The sequence below is a fragment of the Streptomyces sp. ST2-7A genome (assembly GCF_021390475.1).
GTDB lineage: Bacteria > Actinomycetota > Actinomycetes > Streptomycetales > Streptomycetaceae > Streptomyces.
In genome coordinates this window covers 1-23,124 of sequence record NZ_JAJUWS010000062.1, presented here as the reverse complement: position 1 = coordinate 23,124, position 23,124 = coordinate 1, and the positions used below count along the sequence as shown (strand labels likewise).

Here is a 23,124-nt window from a genome sequence, read left to right as displayed (position 1 = left end):
CACGACCTCGATCCGCGTGTGATCACCCACCACAAGCCGGTGGTGATCCTCGTCCGGCCCTCCGGTGCCGACGCTGGCACCCCGGCCGATCACGGACGCGCGCACTCCCCGCACCCCGCGGATCGACGCACCGTCGAGCAGGATGGAGTCCGCGAGCGTCGCGCCGCGGACCACACAGTTCCGGCCGACGGACGTGTCGGGTCCGATGACACAGTCCTCGATGACCGCGCCCATGCCGATGATGGCCGGACCCTCGATGCGGGACCGTACGACGCGGGCGCCGTCTTCGACGACCACCTGGCCCAGCACCCGGCTCTCGGCGTCCACCGCCCCGGCAACGCGCCGCGTCAGTCCGCCCAGCATGTGCCGATTGCAGTCCAGCACGTCCTCGGCTCGCCCGGTGTCCCGCCAGTAGCCGTTGTAGACGCTGGCCCGCACGGTGGCACCCCGGTGCACCAGCCACTGGATGGCATCGGTGATCTCCAGCTCGCCCCGTGCGCTGGGCTCGATGGCGTCGACCGCGCGGTGGACCGCCGGAGTGAAGAAGTACACCCCGATCAGAGCGAGGTCGCTGCGCGGCTGCCTGGGCTTCTCCACGACCCGCGCCACCGAGCCGTCGGTGTTCAGTTCCGCGACACCGAACGCGCTCGGGTCGGACACCTTGTGCACCACCACCTGCGCCACGGGCCGCCGGGCGTGGAACTCCTCGCAGATCTCGGTCACGCCGTCCGGCAGCATGTTGTCGCCGAGGTACATGACGAAGTCGTCGTCCGCGAGGAACGGGCGCGCGATCCGCACGCAGTGGGCGAGGCCGAGCGGCCGCTCCTGGCGGATGTACTCGATACGCAGCCCGAGGGCGGCGCCGTCGCCGAGTGCATCGGTGATCTGCGGGGCCAGGTCTCCGACGATCACGCCGACTTCGGTCACCCCGAGCTCCCGGATGCCGGCCAGGACATGCTCCAGGACGGATGTGTTGGCGATCGGAATGAGTTGTTTGGGCATCGAATAACTGAAGGGACGCAGGCGGGTTCCCGACCCGCCCGCCAGCACAAGGGCTTTCACGGCGGTGTCCTCTCGCAGGAGTAGCGCGCAGTTCGTTGCGATGGTGTGGGCCTCCGGCCGGCGGCGGCGCGGCACGACGCGCGCCGGGGGTTCGCACGAGCCCGGCCAGGCGTCAGTTCAGGGAGGACCCCTCGGTCACTGCCACAGCGCCGCCTCCGTCGCGAGGGATTCCTCGTAGCCGGGGAGGAGTCCCCTGTCCCTGGCCTCGGCCAGGGTGGGCGCCTCCATGTCGCGGTGCGACTGCGTGGGCAGGAGACCCTCGGGCAGCGGCAGTCCGAGGGTCGGGTCCAGGGCGGAGACGGCGAGTTCGGCCGACGGCACGTAGCCCTCGGACATCACATAGGAGATGACGGTCTCGTCCTCCAGCGAGATGAAGGCATGGCCGAGACCGACGGGGATGTACAGCGCACGGCAGTTGTCCTGGCTGAGTTCGCACATGGTCCACGTGCCGAAGGTCGGAGATCCGACCCGCAGATCGACGAGGTAGTCCCGGACGCGCCCTCGCGGGCAGCAGACGTACTTGGCTCTGCCCGGCGGGAGGGTGGTGTAGTGGATTCCCCGCAGAACACCGCGGTGCGAGAGATTGTGGCTGAGATCCTTCACGGGGAACAGGGGCTTTCCCAGGGCCGCGGCGAAGGCCGCCTCCTGGTATGTGTTGGCGAAGAGCCCACGGTCGTCCTTGTACACCGGCGGCGTGAACGAGTAGGCGCCTTCGATCTCCAGTTTCTCGAACTCCATCTACCTCAGCCTCCCTTCTTTGTCGGAGCGCCACCTGGTCGAGTGGCACGTTTCTGTCGCGCGCGGGCGCGAGGGGAGGAACGGGGTTTTCCCCGGAAGTGCGCGGCCGCGTTCGCGGCAGGCTCGTCCGCACCCTGCCGACCGTGAATACGGAATGCCCAGGCGCCCGGAAACAGTTGTGCGGAATCCAGGGAGAAGCCTCTTCGTTCACCCTTGACGACGTCAAGGAAAAAGTTGCAGAAGCACCGCAACGTTATGTCAAGCGTATGCAAACCGGCAGTGCGGACGGCAATGACCATCTGCACGCGCAGTCAAGCTCCCCGGGAGGCCCGGCACGGCGTCGGCGCTCCCGCCCTGCGGCGGCGGACCCGGCGGAGAGCCGGCCGGAGGGCAGGGCGTCAGCTGCGGTTCTCCAGCGCCCGTGCGCAGAACGGCAGCAGCAGCAGCGGCGGGACGGCCAGTTCTTCGGCCGGCGGACGGGGCCAGCCCTCAGGCTCGGCATCGAGTGCGAACAGGACAGCGAACGGATACGCCAGTCGGTACAGGGCGGGTGCGTCGGCCCACCCCCGGCCCACCGGCCGGGGATCCTGGCGCATCACGTTCTCCAGCCGGTACAGCAGCTTGCGCACCTGGCGACGCCTGCGACGGAACCGGCCCAGACCTTCACACCGGAGATGCTCCCTGCTCAGCGCCATGATCTCCTGCCGCTTCCGGCTGGCGTCCGGACGTGTCCGCGCGATGGGGGTCTCCATCTCGCCGGCGAAGAAGAACTCCAGGAGCAGCTTCTCCTCCAGCGCAAGCGGGCCGGAGCAGTCCGCCACGCGCACGGCCACCGCACCGCACTCCGGGGCGCCTGTGCCCCCGGTACGGAACCGGATGTGCCCCCGGAGGCCGAGCGACGCCAGCTGAGCGGCAACGACCCGCCTGTCCAACGTCCCTGCAGCACGTCCCGGACCGCATGCCCCCGCACCCATCAGCAACCCCACGCGCAGCGGCGGGAGATGAGCAAGGTCCATCATCAGGAGATGGAGCAGCGTGGCCCTGACCGTATATCGCTGCGTGATCTCAGCCTCCACATGCCATGGGGAATCCAAGCGTCCCCGCCGCCGGACGACGGTACGCGAGGCAGCCCTCCCTGCCCTCCGGCATACTCCGGGACCCCGACGCCGCAAGGCCCGCGGGGCGTCGGGAATCCCGTCGCATCCGGCAGCAGCAACGCGGGCGTGCCGTTCGCGCGCACCCGAAGGTGGCTCACCGTTACGGTGAGCCACCGCTTCGGTAACCGTCGGCTGAGCCTACCAACAGCAGACGCGCGACCGCGGGGAAAGCTGCATCTTGCCGCACCGCGACCGGAGCGGGAGTTCCCCTGCCGGGCCGGCCGGTGCGGCTCCCGCCCAGCGGCCGGACCCGACGTCGGTACGTCAGGTCTCCGAGCGGTAGAGGGCCTGCCAGTAGTGGCTGAACGGACGGGACCAGGCGTCGGACACGCAACGCCAGCCCCCCCCGGGGCGGTACGCTGCCACGAACTTGCGGGAATGAGCCTCCACGGCACCGTTGTCGTGGATGTCGATGACGTCGGTGAGAAGGCCCGGGCTGAGCGCCAGCGCGATCGCCTCCTCGCCCCGCGCGTGACCGTCGAGCGTCTTGTCCATGTACTTGCCCACGGGGTTGTTCACATAGAAGTACCGGCACTGGGCGTCGATGAGAGCCAGATAGGCCTGTACGGTGTCGACGTCCATCTCGGCGAGGGAATCGATGTTGACGCACAAGTCGAACTGCTGCGAGTCCAGTACGTCGATGTCGTCGACGGCCACGAAGCGCACCTTGGCGAACAGCTCGTCGTCCAGGACCGTGCTCAGGTACCTCCGCGACAGGTCCAGGGTCTTTGCCAGATCGAGGATCCAGTACTCGGCGATATCGTGATTCGACAGAATCGTATGGCACGTGCGCCCGTAGCCCGCCCCGATCTCAAGGATCCGGAACGCGTCCACGTCCACTCCGGCCGAGATGAACTCCAGATCCCGCACGGCACGCACATAGTCGAGATCCACCGTCTCGCCGTTGTACCGCACGGAGACGGGGTCGCCCACATCCCGGTTGCGGACGTTGCGCAGTGCCGTCCAGTGCGTCGGCGAGAGTTCGGACGCCAGATTGTAGATGAGTGTCTTGAGGTACCTGCCGCCGTTGGTCGCGACATTGAACAGTGCGATGCGGTAGTTGACCTCACTTGTCTTGAAGTTCTCCAGGGAAACCGTGGTTTCCTCGTTGATCTGCCTCTCGCCGATGTCCGCCCACAGGGCGTTGGGTCCGTACTTGTCGCTCATGTCTCACCTCGTTTGACGAACGCATGAAAGCGTTTCTCGGTTACCTGTCTGGTCGTCGCCGTCGCCGGTCGCTACGGCTCAGCCGAACCGGCCAGCGCCGCAACGGTTTTCTGGAGAGCCACGGACAGTGGCACCTGAGGCCGCCAGCCCGTGATCCACCGGAACGCCGAGGAATCGATGACGAGACTCCGGAAGTCGGCGAGCTCGGCGTGCGCGGGCGGCCGGACGGTGACCACGGGCGCCCTGGGCTTGCCCGTGCGCGTCGCCACCAGCTCGGCGACGGTGCGGAAGACCTCGCCCAGCGGTTCCCCCCGGCCCGTGCCGAGCACCCAGTGCCGTCCGGCAAGGGCCGGCAGATGGTCGAGTGCCGTGACGAGCGCGCCGGCGGCGTCGTCGATGTAGAGCAGGTCGCGCCGCACCGTTCCGTCGTGCCACATCGTCAGCGGATCGCCCGCCAGGGCACGCCGCGTCATGGTCGCGACGACGCCTTTGTCGGCAGCCGTGGATGTGGGGCCGAGCCCGAACACCGTCGGCAGGCGCAGCGACGCCCCCTGGATCTCACCCGCCGCCGAGGCGTCCAGCACCAGACGTTCGCCGGCGAGCTTCTGCCGGTCGTACTCCCCCTTGGGAGCGTCTGGTTCCGAGCCGTCCACCAGCTCCTTCGTCACCGGTCCGACCTGCGACGCCGCGCCGGTGAACAGCACGCCGGCCGGCTTCTGGCCGCTGCCCCGGGCGCGAAGCGCGTCAAGGAGATCCCGCACCAGCCCCACGTTGACGCGCTCGGCGGCGGTGTCCCCGTCCTCGACGCGCCAGGTCGTGGATCCCTTGATATAGGCGACGGAATGGATCACGGCATCGGCGTCGGCGACTGCCGCGGCCATCGCGCCGGGCTCGGTCAGGTCGACGGTCAGCGTCTCGATGTCGGCGCGGGCGTCGCCGGGCACCGGTGCCGCGTGGCGTGCCACGGCCCTGACCCGGACGGGTCGTCGCGCCAGCTCGCGCAGCACGGCGGAGCCGACGAAACCCGTCGCGCCGAGCAGCACGACGCGGGGTGACCCGGCTGTCTGCGTCACGACCGCGCCTCCGCTGTTCCGCGTGCCCGGCCGCGGCCGTCGCGGCGTGCCGGGGGCACGCACGCGAACGCGCCGCCGATCCCGCTCTCCTGGATCTCCATGAGCCCGTTCTCCTTTCTGCTTCACGGTCCTGTTGCGCGGTCTCCCGCGGTGGCGCAGCCGCTCACAGCGACTTCAGCACCTCACGGGCAGCGGCGATGATCCTGCTCTGCAACGCCTCGGGAAGCGACGGGTACATCGGCAGCGAGAAGATCTCCCCGGCGAGCTTCTCGGTGACGGGCAGATCCCCTTCGGAATAGCCCAGGTGCGCGAAGCCGCTCATGGTGTGAACCGGCCACGGGTAGCTGATGTTCAGCGAGATGTCGCGCTTTCTGAGGGCGTCGAGGATGGCGTCGCGCTCGGGGTGCCGGACCACGTACACGTAGTGGACGTGGTCGTTTCCGGGAGCCGGGGAGGGCAGTACGAGGCCGTCCGGACCCGTGAGATCGCTCAGCTCCTGCTCGTAGCGGCGGGCCACCGCCCGGCGCCCGGCGATATAGGCGTCCAGCCGTCCGAGCTTGCGACGCAGTATCTCCGCCTGCACCTCGTCGAGCCTGGAGTTGTGTCCCGGTGAGCGGACGACGTAGTAGCTGTCGTCCATGCCGTAGTAGCGCAGCTGGCGCACCGCGCGGTCGGTCTCCGGATCGGAGGTGATCACCGCGCCCCCGTCGCCGTAGGCGCCCAGCACCTTGGTGGGGTAGAAGGAGAACGCGGCCGCGTCCCCCATGGTGCCGGCGAGCCGACCGTGCCGGCGGGCTCCATGTGCCTGTGCGCAGTCCTCCAGGATCTTCAGGCCGTGCCGGTCCGCGAGCCGCCGCAGGCCGGCCATGTCCACGCACTGGCCGTAGAGGTGCACGGGCAGGATCACCTTGGTGCGAGGGCTGATGGCGGCCTCGACCTGGCCGGTGTCCATGAGGAAGTCCTCCTCACGGACGTCGACGAACACCGGCGTGGCGCCCGTCTCCACAATGGCGACCACCGTCGGGGCCGCCGTGTTGGACACGGTGATGACCTCGTCGCCCGGACCCACGCCGAGTGCCTCCAGCCCGATCTTCAGCGCATTCGTTCCGTTGTCGACACCCGCGGCGTGGCCGACGCCGTGGTAGCGGGCGAAGGCGTCCTCGAAACCCTTCAGGCTCTCCCCGAGCACCAACTGGCCGGAGCTGAATACCTTCCGTACCGCGTCCAGGAGGTCGTCCTTCTCCGACTCGTACTCCAGGAGGTAGTCCCACACGTAGGTCGTCACTGGCTGTCTCCCGTTCTCGTTCAGCTGCTGGTCGGCGTCACGCGCGCCACACCCGACGGGGTCGGCACTCCGGTATCGGTCCGCGGTCTCCGGACGGCCGGAACCGCGTCGCGCGGAAGCGGGGACCTCAGGGCTTGCGGGCCACTCCCGCGTAGAGGTTGGAGCGGGCCGCAGGCGCGTCGGGCTGGTCGGGGCGCCACTGCGGCGCGTAGACGAGTCCGGGGTCCACCAGCTCGAAATCACCGAGGAAATCGAGTACTTCGGCCCTGGTGCGGGGCACGATCGGAGTGCGCCCGCTCTCCTTGAACATCTCCACCGTGCGCCGCATGGTGTCGGGGTCGTTGTCCCAGGTGAAGGACGCGATCGCCAGACAGCTTCCGGGAGCCAGCGCCTCGCGGTACCTGCGGATCAGTTCCCGGGGTTCGTCCGCGTCGTGGAGAAACTGCGTGACTCCCAGCATCAGCAGGGCGACCGGCTGGGAGAAGTCGATCAGCTGACGCGTCGGCGAGGCGTCCAGGACCGACTGCGGCTCGCGGACGTCCGCCTGGAGCATGACCGTGTTCGTGCTGTCTCCCAGCAGACAGCGGCCATGGGCTACCGCGGCGTCCTCGTTATCGACGTAAACGACCCTGCTGGCCGCGTCGGCACGCTGCGCGGCTTCGTGCACGTTGCCGAGCGTCGGAAGACCGGAGCCCAGGTCGAGATATTGGGTGATGCCCTCGCCGGCCAGGAAGGCGACCACCCGGTGCAGGAACTCGCGGTTCTGCCGGGACATGGTCCGGGCCGGGAGCACAGTGAGAACCTTCTCGGCCAGCTGGCGGTCCGCCTCGAAATGGTGCGGCCCGCCCAGCAGGTAGTCGTATGCGCGCGCCGCGCTCGGTTCCGCCCGGTCGATACCCTGTGGTATCCAGTCGGTCGCGGTCATGGAGAGGTCCTTTCATACGTGTCATACGTCTCATGCGTCGTCGAAGGCTGTAGGTGTGCGCTCCTGACGTGCGGCCAGCCCGAGTCGGCGCCGAACCATCGCTCCAGAGCGGCGGGCAGCGAGCTCTCGGTCCCCGGGTCGGTCCAGGCCACATGGCCGTCGGGACGGATCAGCACCGCTCTGGTGCCCGACAGTACGGAGCCCGCGGCGGCCCGGGGCACGTGGACGGCGACGAGGTCCACCCGGTCGCGCCAGCCGTCGGTGAGGCGGCGCAGCCCGCCCCCGTCCGCGAGGTCCAGCAGCACACCCCGGCCGGAGCGCAACAGCTCCGCCGGCCGCGTCCGGCCCGTGTCCCGGACCATTTCCAGGGGCGGCATGCGCCGCCCGAGCAGGGGGTGGTCGCCGTCGCCAACGTCATAGCGGATCTCCAGGCCGGATACCATGCCGGCCAGGTGGCGGGCGACCACGTCGTATCCGATGAGTTCCGTCATCACCTCCCTGAGCGGCTGCATCTCGTCACCGCTCAGGAACAGCAGGCCCTGAGCCTGCACGTTCATCAGAAGCCGTACCCCGACCGGGTGCCGCTCGTCGTGATAGGAATCCAGCAGGGCCGGCGAACCGGTGCCCTTGACACAGGCCGCCAGCTTCCATCCGAGGTTGACCGAGTCCTGAATGCTCGTGTTCATCCCCTGCCCGCCGGCGGGAAGATGCACATGGGCCGCGTCTCCGGCCAGCAGCACGCGGCCCCTGCGATACTCGGTGACCTGCCGGGCCGGGTCGCCGAACGCGCTGATCCACACGGGGGTCGCCCGGGAGATGTCCTGACCGCTCAGCCTCTGCCACGCCCCGGCCACCTCGGAGAAGTCCGGCGGTCCGCCGCGCCGCCGCGGAGGCCGCCCACGCTCGCAGACGACGATGCGGTCCACGCCGTCCCCGAGCGGAGCGGACATGATCATGCCGCCGGGCACGGACTGGCCGATGGGACGGGGCACGATGTCGCCGCCGCGTATGTCCGCCAGGAACATCTCCCGCGTCGGCGCCGTACCGGGAAAGTCGAAGCCCCCCGCCTTGCGGACGGTGCTCCGGCCGCCGTCGCAGCCGACCAGGTAGCCGGCGTTCAGCGAGGACCGCGCACCCCCGGCGTCGCGCACCTCCACCTCGACGTGCCCGCCCCGGTCGGCGAACCCCAGCACCTCGTGGCCCCGGCGAAGGTCCGCCCCGAGTCCCACGGCCCAGGATCCCAGGACCGCCTCTGTGCGGGCCTGCGCGATTCCCTTGACGCCGTAGTGCGCACCGTCCAGCACGGAGAAGTCCACGGGTGTCCCGCCGAAGTGCCCCAGGACACTGACCTCGACGTCACCGAACTCCGGTAGCAGTCCGCGCTGGTCGAAGACCTCCATCGTCCTGGCCGAGAATCCCAGGCCGCGTGACTCGCCGCTGGGCCGCGACAGCCTTTCCAGAACGATGACGTCAACGCCGGCGAGCCGGAGTTCACCGGCGAGCATCAGGCCTGCGGGCCCCGCGCCCACCACGATCACGGACGTGTCCATCAGTACTCCCTCTTCCGGCACAGGGCCACGGACCGCGAGGTCAGGAGGCGTAGGGGCGCTTGGTCCGGGCCTCCTTCAGGGCGAGCGCCCACCACGCGAGCTGGTCCAGCAGCGTCTTCGCGGCGGCGTCGCTGCCCGCCACGTCGTTCGGACGTCCGTTGTCGTCGAAGGCGGCGGCGCCGCCGTGGAAGCTCACACAGTCCCGGACGGTGACCGCGTGCAGCTCGCCGAAAACCAGCCGGAGCTGCTCGATGGCCCTGAGACCGCCGGAGAAGCCGCCGTAGGAGACGAAGCCGACGGGCTTCGCGCGCCATTGCGTGAGATGCCAGTCGATGGCGTTTTTCAGAGCCGCAGGGAAGCTGTGGTTGTACTCGGGTGTCACGACGACGAACGCATCGGCCCTGTCGATGCGCGGGCTGACGCGGTCGAGCGCTTCAGCCATCTCGGCAGACGGTTCACGAACCGGCCCGGCGAGGCTCAGCGGGACATCGGCGAGATCGATGACATCGACGGTGATGTCCTCGCGCGGCTCGGCTTCGCTGACGAACCATTCCGTCACGGTCGGGCCGAACCGGCCCTCCCGGACACTTCCGATGATGACGGCAAGGCGGATGACCTCGGTCGACATGGCGTCCTCTCAGTACGATTGGGCCCCGGTGCCGGGCCGGCCGGCCGGCGGAACGGCGGCAGGTGGCGGTAGGGGGCGGGCAGGTGTGTGCACAGCCGCGCCGGAGTCGGCGGGCCGAAGAAGACGAGGCGGACGCCGTGCCCTGCGCACGGAATCCGATCACCCGGGCACGCCGGTCTTCGCCTTCCGTAGCCCCGGGAGCGCGGCGCTCAGACCGGCGGTCCCCGCCACGGCGATGGCCGCCAGCGCGACGCGGTATTCGTCGTAGGCGGTGAGCAGCACTGCCACCGTCGGCAGCATCACGACCGCGCCCGACTGAACCGCCGTCTGGTACAACGGGATTGCCATGCCCCGCTCACCTGGTTCGACGGCCGAAGCAGCCTGCATGTTCAGCGCGGCGAAGGCGAAGACGAAACCGAGACCGACGAGCAGGAGCGCGGGCAGCAGCGTGGTCACGTAGCGGCCGGGTGCCGGGTCCGCGAGGTAGAACAGCTGGCCGACCACCGGCGTCAGGGCGCCGAGCGCGATGAGGCGCGGTGTACCGAAGCGTTCGACCATGCGGGCGGAGAACGGAACGGATACGGCCAGTGGCAGGCAGGCCGGGAGCAGCGCCACGGCTGTCTGCCAGGACGACCATCCCATGACGTGGTGCCCCTGGAAGCCGACCAGGACCAGCAGCCCCAGGTACGCGCCGTTCAAGCCGGCCGCGCAGACGGCGGCGCGGACGAGCGGACCGTTGCGCAGGAGCCGTCTCGCGAACACCGGGGGGGCGGAACGGTGTGCCGGGTCACGGGGGATGAACCGCAGGCCCAGCACGAGGAGGAGAAAGGCCACGGGGGCCGGGGCCAGGAAGGTCCACATCCAGTCGACGCCGGTGAGCCCGCCGGAGAGCAGCACCCCGATCGTGAATCCGGCCGCCCCGAACAGGGAGTAGACCGCCACCGCCCGCCGTTGCCGGGGGCCGTCCGGCAGCGTCGTGGTGATAATGGCGAGTCCGGTGGGTGCGGTCAGCGCGGCGCACATCCCTTTGATCACCCGTGTGACCACCAGCAGCACGGCGCTGTCGGTGAGCCCGCCGACCACGGACGCGACCGTGAAGACGAGCAGGGCGATCAGAAAGACGCGTCTGCGGCCCCAGCGGGCGGTGACGCGGGGTCCCAGCAGAAGCACCGCGGCGAAACCGAGGGCGAACCCGCTCATGATCCACTGCACGCCCCACGGCGTCAGCTCCAGATCGGCGGCGATCGTGGGCAGGGCCACCAGCACGATGGACACCTCAAGGGCATCGATCAGCATGTTGCCGGCGAGGACGAGCAGCAGGGCCCACATCCGGGGCCCCCGGTGAACCGGGGTGGTGCGAGCGTGCGGGGCGGGCAGCGTCGTCATGGGCGGTGGCACCTCGGGTGTCGGAAACATCGGATGCGGTATCACGCGGCGCCGGCGTCGTCGGCCCGACTCCCGGGCGCCGGCTCAGCCGAGCAGACTGCCGCCGCTGGCATCGAGGAACGCTCCGGTGATCCACCGTGCCTCGTCCGTGGCCAGGAACGCCACGACATCCGCGACGTCCCCGGTCTGCCCGACGCGGTTGAAGGCCGACAGCTGCGCCATCTCGTCCACCGCCTCCGGGATGTCGAACACCGGGCTGCCGTTGTCGGTGATGCCCGGCGCGACGCTGTTCACCGTGATCCCGCGGGGCCCCAGGTGCCTGGCGAGGTGCAGCGTGATCTGTTCGATGGCCCCCTTGGTCATCGCGTAGGCGACTTCCTGCGGATTGGCGACCCTGGTCAGGCCGGACGAGATGTTGATGACGCGACCGCCGTCGGGGATCAGCGGCAGGGCACGCTGGACGATGAAGTAGGGCGCCTTGGCGTTGACAGCGACGAGCCGGTCGAACAGCTCCGGCGTGACGTCCTCGGGCGCGACTCCTCCCATGATGGCGGCGTTGTTGACCACAATGTCCAGTGCGACCGTGCCGGTGCGTTCCTTGAGCCCCTGCTCCAGGCCGAGAAAGAGTTCATGGACGTCCCCGCTGGTCCCGAGCTCCGCCCGGAGGGCGAAGGCGCGGCCGCCCTCGCCCTCGATCAGCGCGACGGTCTCCGCCGCCGCCTCGGCGTTCGTTCCGTAGTGCACCGCGACCAGGGCCCCGAGCCGGGCGAGGCGCAGCGCCGTCGCTCGGCCGATGCCTCGGCTGGCCCCGGTGACCAGGGCTGTCCGCCCGGTGAGCTTTCCCATCGCGGTCCTCCTGTAGGTGGTTCTGTCGTCGGTGGTGTGCTTCCCGGAGGTCTCCGGGACATCGAGGGCGCTGATCGCCCGGGCGATGTGGCGGCGCGCGCTGTCGAGCCCGAGCAGTTCCTCGAAGAGGGCGCGCACGGGCTCCACTTCCGGGCCACCGAGCAACAGCTGGGACTGTGCCTCGATGTGGCGCAGCGTGCGCGCGCCGACGGGGTGGCGCTCGTCGTGGTAGCTGTCCAGGACGCTGTCCCCGGCGCGTCCGGTGATGCGGTCCGAGAGCCGCCGGCCGAGAGCGGCGGCGTCCTGGAGTCCGAGGTTCAGAGCCTGGCCGCCCACCGGCATCTGGGCGTGGGCGGCGTCTCCGGCGAGGAGCACATGCCCCCGCCGGTAGCGCACGGCCAGCCGGCTGACCGTGCCGAAGGAATTCAGCCACACCGGACGGCCCGCGCCGATGTCCTCTCCGGTCACCCGCGACCAGGCGGCAGCGATCTCCTCGAACGAGGGGCCCCGCGTGCGCCGCCGCGGGGCCCGCCCGAATTCGTGCACCATCAGCCGAGTGGTGCCGTCCGGCCACCGGTGGGCCGTCACCATCCCCCGGGTGTGCCGTTCGAAGCGCCGGTTGGGTACGTCGATGCCCGCGACGTCGGCCCGGAGCATCTCCTTGGTGGCACCGTGCCCCGGAAAATCGATCCCCGCTGCACGGCGGACCGTGCTGTCCTCGCCGTCACAGCCGACCACATACCGGCCTGTGATGGATGCCGGCCGTCCTTCGGGCCCCCTTACCTCGACGACCACCGCGCCGGCTCTCTGCGACAGCCCGACGACCTCGTGGCCGCGCCGGATTCGGGCTCCGAGGTCGGTCGCCCAAGCCTGGAGTACTGCCTCGATCCGGGTCTGCGGGCACTTCCACTGGCCCGCGTGCGGGTGGCCCGGGCCGGCCGCCGCCAGGTCGAGCGGTATGCCGCCGAAGTGTCCCGTGCCGCCGCTGGGCAGCGGACCGAACCGGTCGAGAAGACCGCGCTGTTCGAAGAGTGTCATCGTGCGAGCGTGCACCGTGGATGCCCGTGACTCGGTCATCGGTTCCGCGAGCCGCTCCAGGACGGTCACGCCCACGCCGCGCCGACGCAGGTCACCCGCGAGGAACAGGCCGACGGGACCGGCGCCGACGACGATGACATCCGCCTCAGCGGAGGTCGTCATGGCTCATCGCTTCTTCCGGGCCACGTGCTCCTCGGCCAGCGCGAGGGTCGCCCGGCTGTTGCCGCCCAGCGCGTCCCGCAGGAAGGCACCCGCCTCGGCCACCCCGGCGGCGGCGCCGAGGACCGTGGCGATGGCCTTCGCGTTGATGACGACGGTGTGCTGGGAGGTGGCTGTGGTGGAACCGTCCCCATGCTCGGTCAACGACCAGCATCCGGTGTGCAGCTGCATGAGCGCAGGCAGCGTGGTCTGCTTGTAGACGATCTTATGGTCCGGGAAGCACACCCGGATGGACTCCGTGGTGTGGCGTCCCCCGTCCTTGGTCAGCGTCTCCATGCGCAGTGACTGGAGCCCGGGCGCGTACTCGCGCAGCCGGACCGCGGCGACATGCGGCAGCCTGGCCTCCCACTGATCGGCTTCGTCGAGGAAGCGGTATATGTCCTTGGCCGGGCCGTCGATCCGCACCGCGTCCTCGAAGGAGAGCATCAGCTCCGCCGCACCGGTGGCCAGTTCGATGTTGGACTTGAGCGCGGCGAGTTCGGAGCGGCTGTTACGGTCCACGGCCCGCGTGATCCATTCCAGGCCGGCCGGATCGTCGTCGACCGCCCGGTAGTCGTGCAGGAGTCGCACCCGGCACAGCCGCGCCCCTCGCGGCTCGATGATCCATGTACCGCCCATCGACGCCACCGGCGGCGCGGACGCCTCCTGGCGGAACGTTATCGTCAGCTGCTCGGGAGCCAGCGCGCGGCGGGATGTCCAGGACTTGGGCTCGCCGTTCGCCGTGGCCCAGATCCTGATGCGTTCCTCCGACTCGCTTCGTTCGACATGGTCGACGTACACCGTGGGCGGGAAGAGCTGTGGCCACCGCTCGACGTCCGCGATGAGCCGGTAGACGTCCCGCGCGGCCGCGTGGACGGTGATCTCGTGCTCGACCTCTCGGATCATGTGGTACTCCCTTCACACCGCGCGGGGTCAGAAGTTGCCCAGCCCACCGCACACGTTCATGGCCTGTGACGTGATGGAGGCGGCCGTGTCGGACACCAGATAGCCGACGAGGCCCGCGACCTCGTCCGCCGTGGAGTAGCGGCCGAGCGGGATCTTGGCGCGGAAGCGCTCCAGAACCTCCTCCTCCGTCGTCCGGTACGCCTCCGCGTAGCCCTGGCGCACCCGCTGGGCCATGGGGGTCTCCACATATCCGGGGCACACCGCGTTGACCGTGATGCCGGTGGGCGCCAGCTCGTTGCCCAGGGCCTTGGTGAAGCCGACGACACCGTGCTTGGAGGCGGAGTAGGGGGCGCCGAGGACCACGCCCTGCTTGCCCGCGGTCGAAGCGATGTTGACGATCCGGCCCCACTGCTTCGTCCGCATACCGCCCGCGTTCAATACGGCATGGGTCATCAGGAACACACTGTTCAGATTGGTGTCGATGACGTCGAGCCAGAGCTCGGGATCGAGATCCGCCGTGACTCCGCCGCCACTGCGCCCCGCGTTGTTGACGAGTACGTCGATGGAGCCGAAACGGGCGACAGCGGCACGGACGCACTGGTCGATGTCCTCGCGCAGGCGCACGTCGCAGGGCGTGCCCTCGACGCTGAGGCCCGCCTCGCGCAGGTCCTTGACGGTGCGGGTGACGCTGTCCTCGGTGCGGGCACAGATGAACACGTGGTATCCGCGCTGGGCGAGCAGCCGGCTGACAGACAGACCGATTCCGCTGGTGGCTCCGGTGACGAGGGCAATCTTCGGTTCCTGCTGTGGCATGAGGTCTCCTTACGCAGTCGGATGCATCCCGGAACGCCGGGCGAGCGCGTCGCCGGTGGCATGGCCCGCGGAGGCCAACCGGGAGTTCACCTCGTCCACGAGATCCCGGGGAGTGCGGGCGAAGAGCAGTGCGTCGTCGTCGATCTTGATGTCGTACTCACGCTCGATGCGCAGACCGGTCTCCAGCAGGGCCAGTGACTCGTAGCCGAGCGCCTCGAATTCGACGTCGAGGATGTCACCGTCGAGGTCGGCGCCGTGGTCGGCACCGGCGCCCTCGCTGAGAATGCGCTTGAGGTCTTCCTGCGTGAACTGGCGTTCAGACATGTCGTTCCTTTCGATACGAGTGCTGTCACCAAGCACCGGCTGCCTTCGGTCAGGCGTCCGAAGAGCGCACGACCATGGCCGAGTTGAAGCCGCCGAAGCCGCGCGCCACAACCAGTGCCCGCCGCACACGCGCGCGGCGGAGGCTGGTCACGAGATCGATGGCGTAGTCGGCTGATGCGGTGGAGTGGGCCGTCGGCGGAATGACTCCGTCGCGCATGGCCAGGAACGCCGCGGCAAGGTCGACCGGCGCGGCGCCGGAGCAGAGGCGACCCGTCATGCTCTTGGGAACGGTGACGGGGACGCCGTGCGGACCGAACACCTCGCTGATCGCCTCGGCCTCGACCCGGTCGAGATCCTGGACGGCGGCGCCGTCCGCGAGAACCATGTCGATCGCCGCCGGTTCCTCTCCGGCATCCCGCAGGGCGAGTTCGATGGCCCTGCGCAGCCCGGGCTCGCGTCCGGTGCCCGGGTGCGGATCGAAGGTGGCCGCATACCCCGCGATCTCGCCGTAGATGTGCGCGGCTCCCCTGCTGCGGGCGCTCTCCTCGGATTCGAGCACCAGCAACGCCCCGCCCTCCCCGGGTACGTGTCCGTGAGCGGCGGGATCGAACGGGAGATAGGCCCGCTCCGGGTCATCGCTCGTGCTGATGCGGTCGTTCGTCAGCTGGGCGACCCAGCCCCAGGGACACAGGGAGGCATCGAGCGCCCCGGTCAGGACCAGGGAGATGCCCTTGCGGATGTGCCGCCGGGCCTGTGCGACCGCGTCCAGGCCGCCGGCCTGGTCACTGACCAGTACGCCGCTGGGACCGCGCAAGCCGTGGCGGATGGATATCTGTCCGCTGTTGACGGCGTAGAACCAGGCGAACGACTGATACGCGCTGACGTACCGCCCTCCCTGGCTCCACAAAGCCTTCAGCTCGCGCTGCCCGAATTCGAAGCCGCCCGAGGAACTGGCGGTGATCACCCCCATCTCGTACTCGGCCAGTTCGTCCGTCCGGGCGCCGGCGTCCGCGAGAGCCCACTCCGCGGTGACCAGCGCGAGCTGGGTCATCCGGTCGGTCTGCGGCAGGAGGCGGCCCGGAAGATGCTTTCCCGCATCGAACTCCGCTATCTCACCAGCGAGTTGCGCCGGATAGGGCGTGGCGTCGAATCGGCTGATCCGGCCGATCCCGCTGCGTCCGGCGCACGTGGCCGACCAGTACTCCCGGGCACCGAACCCGTTGGGAGCTGCTACGCCGATCCCGGTGATCACCGCTTTGACGGGCGGGTCGGAAATCATGCTCGGGTCCTGTCCGTACGAGCGAGTACCAGGGCGCTTTGGAAACCGCCGAAGCCGCTGCCGACCGACAACACCGCGTCGGTCTTCCAATCACGGGCTGTCAGCGGCACATAATCCAGGTCGCACGCGGGATCGGGCCGGTGCAGATTGGCCGTAGGAGGTACCACGTTGTGCTCCATCGCGAGAGCAGAAGCGGCGATCTCGATGGACCCGATGGCACCGAGGGAGTGGCCGACCATGGATTTGATCGAGCTGACCGGGGTGCGATAGGCATGCTCACCGAGACTGCGCTTGCACGCCGCCGTCTCGTGCAGATCGTTCTGCTTGGTCCCGGAACCGTGCGCATTGACGTAGTCGATGTCGTCGGCGTTGAGCCTGGCCTGTGCGAGCGCCGCGCGGATCGCCTCGGCCATCTCGCGTCCGTCCGGACGGAGTCCCGTCATGTGGAAGGCGTTGCTGCGTGTTGCGTAGCCCGCGATCTCCGCGTAGACGTGGGCTCCCCGGCCACGCGCGCCCGCCAGTTCCTCCAGCACGAACACGGCGGCTCCCTCGCCGAGGACGAAGCCGTTGCGGCTGGCGTCGAAGGGGCGTGAGGCGTGTTCCGGGTCGTCGTTGCGCGGCGTGGTGGCCTTGATCGCGTCGAAACACGCGACCGTGATCGGCGAGATCGGGGCATCGGTGGCTCCCGCGACCATCACGTCTGCCGAACCCTCACGGATCAGCTCGGCGGCGTGACCCACCGCGTCCAGGCCGGAGGTACAACCGGTGGAGACCACCGTGGCGGGACCTTCGACACCCGCCTCCCAGGCCACCTCGGCGGCGAACGAGCTCGGCACGAAGTAGTTGTACAGATGGGGCACGGCATACGTGTGGTCGACCAGATCCAGACGACCGCCGTCGCTGACGGTGCGGTACTCCTGGTCGAGACCGGTGGTGGCGCCCACAGCGCTGCCGATGGTGACACCCACGCGAAAGGGGTCGAACGCACCGAACTCCAGGCCGCTGTCGGCGATCGCCTCCCGCGCGCTGACGACCGCGAACTGCGCGGCCCGGTCCATCCGCCGTGTCGCTTGCGGACCGAGCCCGGCCAGTTCGGCGTCGAAGTCCACCTCGGCCGCGATCTGCGAGCGGAAGGGTGAGGGGTCGAAGAAGGAGATGCGGCGCGTCGCCGCCCGCCCGTCAGTGAGCAGCTGCCAGAAGGGCTTTCTGCCGACTCCGCCGGGAGCGATCACGCCGATCCCGGTGATCACCACCCGGCGGTCGCCGCCACTCACCGTGCCGTCCAGTGGTAGAAGCGCCGAGCCAGCGCATCGGACGGCGAGCGCCAGGTGGCGGGGTCGTAGGCCTGGACGAAGGGTTTCAGGTCCTCGCTGATCGCGAGGAACCGCCGGTTCGTCTTCGCCTCCTCGATGCGCCGCCGCCCGTCGTCGTGGTCGAAGTCCTGGAGGTGGAAGTAGAGCCCCTGGTAGGAGAACAACTGGCGACGACGGGTCCCCATCAGGTGGGGCATCTGCGTGGTGTCGAACTCCGCGAAGAGCCGTGCGACCTCGTCCGCCGACGCCGGGTCCATGCGGGCCACGACCAAAGTACTGTGCATCCGTCCTTCTCCCTGTGCTGCGTGGTGAGTACTCATCGGCTGGGTCCGAACCACCGGTCCAGCGCCATCGGCAGGTCATGGTGCGCCCCCGGTGCCGCCCAGGCGACGTGCCCGTCAGGGCGCACGAGGAGGGCCTTGGTCTCCCGGAGCGCGTCCTCGCGGGACTTGTCTGCAGTCGTCGCGGTGACGATGTCGACACGGTCGGACCAGCCCGCTGCCCGCTGCCGCAACGGGGTGCTGTCAGCGAGATCGAAGAGCACCCCCCGCCCGGCGCGCAGGAGTTCGGCGCTCCGCGTCGCCCGGCCCGACACGGTCAGGGCGACGTCCGGCATGCGCATGCCCAGCATGGGATGCGAGCCGGTTCCGACGTCGTAACGGATCTCAAGGCCACTGACCATCCCCGCGAGATGGCGGCTGACCTCCGGATAGCGGATCAGCTCGGACAGCACGTCACGCAGTGGCTGGACCTCGTCGCCGCTCAGGAAGAGGAGCCCCTGCGCCCGGGTGTTCATCAGCAGCCGCCGGCCGACGGGGTGCCGCTCACTGTGGTAGGTGTCGAGCAGTGCTTCCGGAGCGGTCCCACGCACCACGGCGGCCAGCTTCCAGCCAAGGTTGACTGAATCCTGGATGCTGGTGTTCATGCCCTGACCACCGGCCGGCAGATGGATGTGGGCCGAGTCGCCGGCAAGGAACACCCGCCCGCGGCGGTACTCGGTGGCCTGGCGGGTCGCGTCCCCGAACGCGCTGACCCACACCGGCTCGGCATGCGAGATGTCGATGCCGGTCAGCCGCTTCCAGGCGTCGGCCACCTCGGAGAACGGCGGCGGCGCGGTGCGGCGCTGCGGCGAGACGCCCCGCTCGCAGACAATGATGCGGGTGATGTCGTCCCCGAGGGGACCCACCATCACCATTCCCCCCGGTACGGCTTCACCGATCATCCGGGGCTCCAGGCGTACCCCGCGGATGTCGGCCAGGTACATTTCCATCGTCGCCGCCGTGCCGGGGAAGTCGAAGCCGGCCGCCTTGCGTACTCGGCTGCGTCCGCCGTCGCAGCCCGCCAGGTAGGCGGAGCGCAGACGCTGCTCTCCCTTCGAACCGCGCACGACCACTTCCACAGAGTCGCCGTCGTCACGCAGTGAGACACATTCAAGGCCGCGCCTGATGTCCGCACCCAGCTCTGTCGCCCACGTCTCGAGAACCGACTCCGTGACCGACTGGGGCACAGATTTTGCCGCTTGCAAAGCACCCTCAAGGACAGCAAAGTCAATCGGAAGGCCGCCGAAGTGCCCCTGCGTACTGGTCTCTATCTCGCCGAATCTGGACAGCAGGCCACGCTGGTCGAACACTTCCATCGTGCGCGAGGTGAAACCGAGGCCGCGTGACTCGCCGGTGGGCTCCTCAAGGCGCTCGACGACGATGACTTCTACTCCTGCCAAGCGCAGCTCTCCCGCAAGCACAAGACCGGCGGGTCCCGCACCGACAATGACAACCGAAGTATCCATAGACCTCTCCCAGACCGTCGATGGAAATACGCGAAGCGGTATTCAAGAACAGCTCTCCGAGGGCGCTCGTCAGGTATTCAGGAACTCCTTACCCGTCGAACAGGCGAGGGTGCGTCCCAGAAGTTGAGAACAACCACGTCCGGAGGATTCACGCGCGAACCGCGCCGCGGGTGGCTCGCCATCCGGAGACAGTTCTGCGGAAGCTATAGAAGAGCTTCTTCGCCGGCGCCGCGTACGTCAAGGCCGCGCTTTCAGGGAATCCACAAGAAGTTGTCAAGCAAGCGTTAAGAACCAGGAGCGCCGCGAAGAAGCCAACGAATTTCCCCTAGCATCCCTGGTGGCACTCACCCGCTGCGGGCCATACCGGTCCGACAGATCCGTCCCGCCCGCCAGGCAAGGGGAACAGCCCATGACCAGTGACTCCGTTCGTCCGACAGCTCACGGTCTCTGCTGCGGAGCGATCTGCCGCCAGGCAGGCGACGCGAGGAGCGCCGACGGCATACGCCGCGCCACGCGGGGCTCCCTGCTGTGCGGCGGCTGCCGCAGGCGTTTCGAGCAGGAGCTCGGTCAGCTGCCCCGCTTCTATCACGCCTGCGGAGAAGCGCTCGGTGGCGCCCAGGCACCGAACGGGCTGCGCGAACGTACATCGGGCGGGCAGCGGCCCGGCTTGCCCTTCAACACGGCCGCTGCGGAGGTCCGGGCCACGGCGATGGCGGTGCTGAGCTCCTGGTCCTCGCTGGTCGTGGAGGGCCGGCTGGTGCGTCCGCCGCACCGAACGATCGACGAGATGGCCGCCTTCCTGCTTCGCCACTCCGACTGGCTGTGCACCCATCCCGCCATCGGCGACGCCACCGCCGAGACCGCTCAGCTGGTGCGCAGCGCACGGCGGGTGACCGAACTGCCGACCCTTCGGCGGGTGGGTGTCGGCTCCTGCCCGATGCCCGGCTGTGCGGGAGAGCTGACGGCGGCCGTCCCCGGCGCCGGCTCGGCCGGCCCGACACTCATCGGGTGCGGCACCGATACCGCGCACCAATGGAGCGTGCACGAGTGGGCGCAACTGAGGCAGCGCGCGCGAGCCGCCGGCGCCGCCGCGCCCGGTACCGCCGTCGCGTGGCTCAGCGCCTCCGACATCGCCAGCATGTCCGGACTCCCCAAGGGACGCGTCTACCAGCTGGCCAGCAGGGACAAATGGCGCCGCCAGGCCCGGCGCGGCCGCGCCTTCTATTACGAAGGAGATGTCCTGCGCACCCTGCCCGGGCGCCGGCCACGTCTACCGTGATGCCGGCCGGGGCGACGGGGGCGGACCCCTACCCGGCCTCACGGCCGAATCGGAAACCGACTCCCCGGACCGTCTGTATCCAAGCGCTGGAGCCGAGCTTGCTGCGCAGCGCGCTGACATGGGTGTCGATGGTCCGCGTGACCCGCGACCCCAGGGGGTGGGCAGCGGGGTTGCCCCACAGGTCTGCCATCAGCCGCTGCCGTGTGATGACCGCGCCGGGATGGCTGGCCAGGTAGTGCAGGAGGTCGAACTCCTTGCGCGTCACCTCGATCAGCTCTCTTTCCACGTAGATCTCGCGGCGGGCGACGTCGATGGTCAGCGGACCGTGGGACAGTACCTCCGGTTCCCCGCCGGGGGCGGCCGGGCGGGGCCGGACCCGCCGCATGACGGCGTCGATACGGGCCATCAACTCACGGAATCCATACGGCTTCCCCATGCAGTCGTCCGACCCCGCCTGGAGGCCGAGCACACGATCGAGTTCGGAAGAGCGGTCGGTGAAGGCGATAATTGCCGCTTGACTGTCCGAGCGGATGCGCCGGCAGACCTCCAGACCATCGACGTCGGGCAGCTCAAGGTCCAGCAGGACGAGTTCCACGTCGCCACACATTTTCATGGCCTCGGCACCGGTCGCGACCGTCACGGGTTCGTAGCCATGACGCAGCAATTCGCGTACCAGCGAATCGCTTGCAGCGGCTTCATCCTCTACCACAAGAACACGCACAGAACCCCCTGGTCGCGGGCTATCACCTGGTGAGCGAGGTCAATAACGGGCATTCACATGTCCACCCCCGCAGCTGGCAAGGGGCCAGAGGGCGACTGAGTGCAAGATGTGTAGGGAATGGTCGGGAAGACTGGATCCGGTGCAGGCTCAGCGCTGCCATCATGAGAATGACGTGGCGCCCCCGCATCCGATCCTTGATCGACAGCGGCGAGCTTCTCGCCTCTCACTGCAGCCCGTGGCGGGGCGAGGCTTGAGACGGCGCACCGATGCGCCACCTCGCAACGAAAATGGATACCCGGAGCACGGGACCGAGGGAGGCTCGGCGGAGCAGCACGCCACAGGCAGGTCAGCGAATGACCTCACCACTGGTGACCTCGTCATGAACGACACTCCCAGGCACGGCCGACCCATGGGGCTTCACGGATCGAATCCGACTCCTTCAGTGAACTCATCAAACACTAACATCACAGAAGAGTATGCAGTCGTAAATCATTTGAAACAAGACAAAAATCGCCGCAAGGAAACGGTCCGAAGGCTTCCGACACAAAGAGGCAACCCTCACGTTCCGTTACAATCCCCCCTCCCACCCGACCACCCGCCCATCGCACCCCACATTCATCCTGCGCAGCGACGCGCAGTGCACCTTTCACCACCCGGCGTCATGCCCGCCTGGCATGCGACCAGACCTCCCGGGCCGACACTCCATGTCGACATGGCGCTGTCGGTACGGAGTGACTGAAACTGATCGGTCCGGGTGCTGGCCAGTCTCGCGTACAGCGAGGAGCGTTTCGTGCACTTCACCACTGACACGAGCGCGCATGGCCGTACTCCGGCTCGCCACCGGCGCCACCGACCACACCGGGGACGGACTCGCCGGCCTCGCCACGTCCAGTTGACGGGCCGCGGGCAACCGTCGAGACCGGAACCAGGGGCGGCGGGGACCACGCGGGCCGGCCCACACCTGATCCGGCACTCCCTCCCGGCGCCGGATCCGGCTTGACACGATGGTCGGGATCGGCCGACCATACGGCAATGACCGACCATTCTGGATCTCCCGACTACGATCTGGCCGAGACGTTGGAGCTGACCGAACCAGCCCAGTACCGGGCCCTGTTCGAGGACACCAGGAAGACGATCACCACCCTGCTGCTGGAACGCGCCGCGACGACCTCGGAGCTGGCGGCGGCGCTGGGCAAGCCGAAGGGCACCGTCGGGCACCACCTGAAGGTGCTGGAGGAGGCGGGGCTGGTCCGGGTCGTCCGGACGGAGCGGGTCCGCGCCCTGGAGGCGAAGTACTACGGCCGGACCGCGCGGACGTTCCTCTACCACTACGTGAACGAGGCCGTCGGCGAGCCGCAGCGCGTCCTGACCCGGGCCGCAGCGGAGATCGCCGCCGTCCCGCCGCCGCCCGCCGACGGCACCGCGCACGAGGGGCCACCGCTCAACGCCAACCTGCGCTATGCGCGGATTCCTGCCGAGCGCGCCCAGGCGTGGTCCCACCGGCTCAACGAACTGCTCGACGAGTTCACCCGCGAGCCGGCCGGCGGCGGCACCACCTTCGGCCTGGCCCTCGCCATCTACCCGACGGACCGGACGGCCCTGCCAAAGCCTCCCACCGCTGACGAGAGCGACGAGACCGGCGGGGGTGCC

General features: G+C 69.1%; 21 protein-coding genes. 2 read left to right on the top strand and 19 right to left on the bottom strand.

The window, feature by feature from the left end; genetic code table 11:
* The 18 genes from LZF96_RS25240 to LZF96_RS25155 form a co-directional block, all read right to left on the bottom strand.
* A partial coding sequence (locus tag LZF96_RS25240; RefSeq protein WP_233876997.1) for a glucose-1-phosphate thymidylyltransferase occupies positions 1 to 1,062 on the bottom strand: 1,062 nt, incomplete at its 3' end.
* Between the two features lie 135 nt (positions 1,063 to 1,197).
* Entirely contained in the window at positions 1,198 to 1,800 is a 603-nt protein-coding gene (locus LZF96_RS25235) for a dTDP-4-dehydrorhamnose 3,5-epimerase family protein (protein ID WP_233876995.1), read from the bottom strand.
* A 398-nt stretch (positions 1,801 to 2,198) separates the two neighbouring features.
* Entirely contained in the window at positions 2,199 to 2,633 is a 435-nt protein-coding gene (locus LZF96_RS25230) for a hypothetical protein (RefSeq protein WP_233876993.1), read from the bottom strand.
* Between the two features lie 588 nt (positions 2,634 to 3,221).
* Complete coding sequence (locus LZF96_RS25225) at positions 3,222 to 4,124, bottom strand: putative sugar O-methyltransferase (RefSeq protein ID WP_233876991.1); 903 nt, start codon at positions 4,122 to 4,124, stop codon at positions 3,222 to 3,224.
* 71 nt (positions 4,125 to 4,195) lie between these two features.
* Positions 4,196 to 5,197, bottom strand: coding sequence for an NAD(P)-dependent oxidoreductase (locus LZF96_RS25220; protein ID WP_233876988.1), 1,002 nt, complete (start codon positions 5,195 to 5,197; stop codon positions 4,196 to 4,198).
* A 163-nt stretch (positions 5,198 to 5,360) separates the two neighbouring features.
* Positions 5,361 to 6,482: a DegT/DnrJ/EryC1/StrS aminotransferase family protein gene (locus tag LZF96_RS25215; protein WP_233876986.1), complete on the bottom strand. Its 1,122-nt coding sequence runs from the start codon at positions 6,480 to 6,482 to the stop codon at positions 5,361 to 5,363.
* Between the two features lie 127 nt (positions 6,483 to 6,609).
* A complete protein-coding gene (locus tag LZF96_RS25210; protein ID WP_233876984.1) occupies positions 6,610 to 7,407 on the bottom strand; it encodes an SAM-dependent methyltransferase in 798 nt (265 codons plus the stop codon).
* A complete protein-coding gene (locus LZF96_RS25205; protein ID WP_233876982.1) occupies positions 7,404 to 8,957 on the bottom strand; it encodes an FAD-dependent monooxygenase in 1,554 nt (517 codons plus the stop codon). The genes LZF96_RS25210 and LZF96_RS25205 overlap by 4 nt, the downstream gene beginning before the upstream one ends.
* A gap of 40 nt (positions 8,958 to 8,997) precedes the next feature.
* Complete coding sequence (locus LZF96_RS25200) at positions 8,998 to 9,585, bottom strand: NADPH-dependent FMN reductase (protein WP_233876980.1); 588 nt, start codon at positions 9,583 to 9,585, stop codon at positions 8,998 to 9,000.
* Positions 9,586 to 9,744: 159 nt separating this feature from the next.
* Positions 9,745 to 10,971, bottom strand: a complete 1,227-nt coding sequence (locus LZF96_RS25195) for an MFS transporter (protein WP_233876978.1) — start codon at positions 10,969 to 10,971, stop codon at positions 9,745 to 9,747.
* Positions 10,972 to 11,055: 84 nt separating this feature from the next.
* Positions 11,056 to 13,017 (bottom strand): SDR family oxidoreductase, encoded by a 1,962-nt coding sequence (locus LZF96_RS25190; protein ID WP_233876976.1) that lies wholly within the window; start codon positions 13,015 to 13,017, stop codon positions 11,056 to 11,058.
* Between the two features lie 3 nt (positions 13,018 to 13,020).
* Positions 13,021 to 13,959 carry an aromatase/cyclase gene (locus LZF96_RS25185; protein ID WP_233876974.1) on the bottom strand — a complete coding sequence of 313 codons (939 nt, stop codon included), beginning with the start codon at positions 13,957 to 13,959 and terminating at the stop codon, positions 13,021 to 13,023.
* 27 nt (positions 13,960 to 13,986) lie between these two features.
* Entirely contained in the window at positions 13,987 to 14,772 is a 786-nt protein-coding gene (gene fabG, locus LZF96_RS25180; protein WP_233876972.1) for a 3-oxoacyl-ACP reductase FabG, read from the bottom strand.
* A gap of 9 nt (positions 14,773 to 14,781) precedes the next feature.
* On the bottom strand, positions 14,782 to 15,096 hold the full coding sequence (locus LZF96_RS25175) for an acyl carrier protein (protein ID WP_233876970.1): 315 nt from the start codon (positions 15,094 to 15,096) through the stop codon (positions 14,782 to 14,784).
* A 49-nt stretch (positions 15,097 to 15,145) separates the two neighbouring features.
* Entirely contained in the window at positions 15,146 to 16,375 is a 1,230-nt protein-coding gene (locus tag LZF96_RS25170) for a ketosynthase chain-length factor (RefSeq protein ID WP_233876968.1), read from the bottom strand.
* Positions 16,372 to 17,649, bottom strand: coding sequence for a beta-ketoacyl synthase (locus tag LZF96_RS25165; protein WP_233876966.1), 1,278 nt, complete (start codon positions 17,647 to 17,649; stop codon positions 16,372 to 16,374). Before LZF96_RS25165 ends, LZF96_RS25170 begins: the two co-directional genes overlap by 4 nt.
* A complete protein-coding gene (locus LZF96_RS25160; protein WP_233876964.1) occupies positions 17,646 to 17,972 on the bottom strand; it encodes a TcmI family type II polyketide cyclase in 327 nt (108 codons plus the stop codon). Before LZF96_RS25160 ends, LZF96_RS25165 begins: the two co-directional genes overlap by 4 nt.
* A gap of 32 nt (positions 17,973 to 18,004) precedes the next feature.
* Entirely contained in the window at positions 18,005 to 19,474 is a 1,470-nt protein-coding gene (locus LZF96_RS25155; protein ID WP_233876962.1) for an FAD-dependent monooxygenase, read from the bottom strand.
* A 409-nt stretch (positions 19,475 to 19,883) separates the two neighbouring features.
* Here LZF96_RS25155 and LZF96_RS25150 point away from each other — a divergent pair, with 409 nt between their 5' ends.
* Complete coding sequence (locus tag LZF96_RS25150; RefSeq protein ID WP_233876960.1) at positions 19,884 to 20,753, top strand: hypothetical protein; 870 nt, start codon at positions 19,884 to 19,886, stop codon at positions 20,751 to 20,753.
* Positions 20,754 to 20,781: 28 nt separating this feature from the next.
* Here LZF96_RS25150 and LZF96_RS27215 read toward each other — a convergent pair whose 3' ends face one another.
* Complete coding sequence (locus LZF96_RS27215; RefSeq protein ID WP_233877001.1) at positions 20,782 to 21,462, bottom strand: response regulator transcription factor; 681 nt, start codon at positions 21,460 to 21,462, stop codon at positions 20,782 to 20,784.
* Between the two features lie 1,044 nt (positions 21,463 to 22,506).
* On the opposite strand from LZF96_RS27215, the gene LZF96_RS25135 reads away from it, so the two are divergent.
* The coding region (locus LZF96_RS25135; protein WP_267941347.1) for a winged helix-turn-helix domain-containing protein at positions 22,507 to 23,124 on the top strand (618 nt) is incomplete at its 3' end.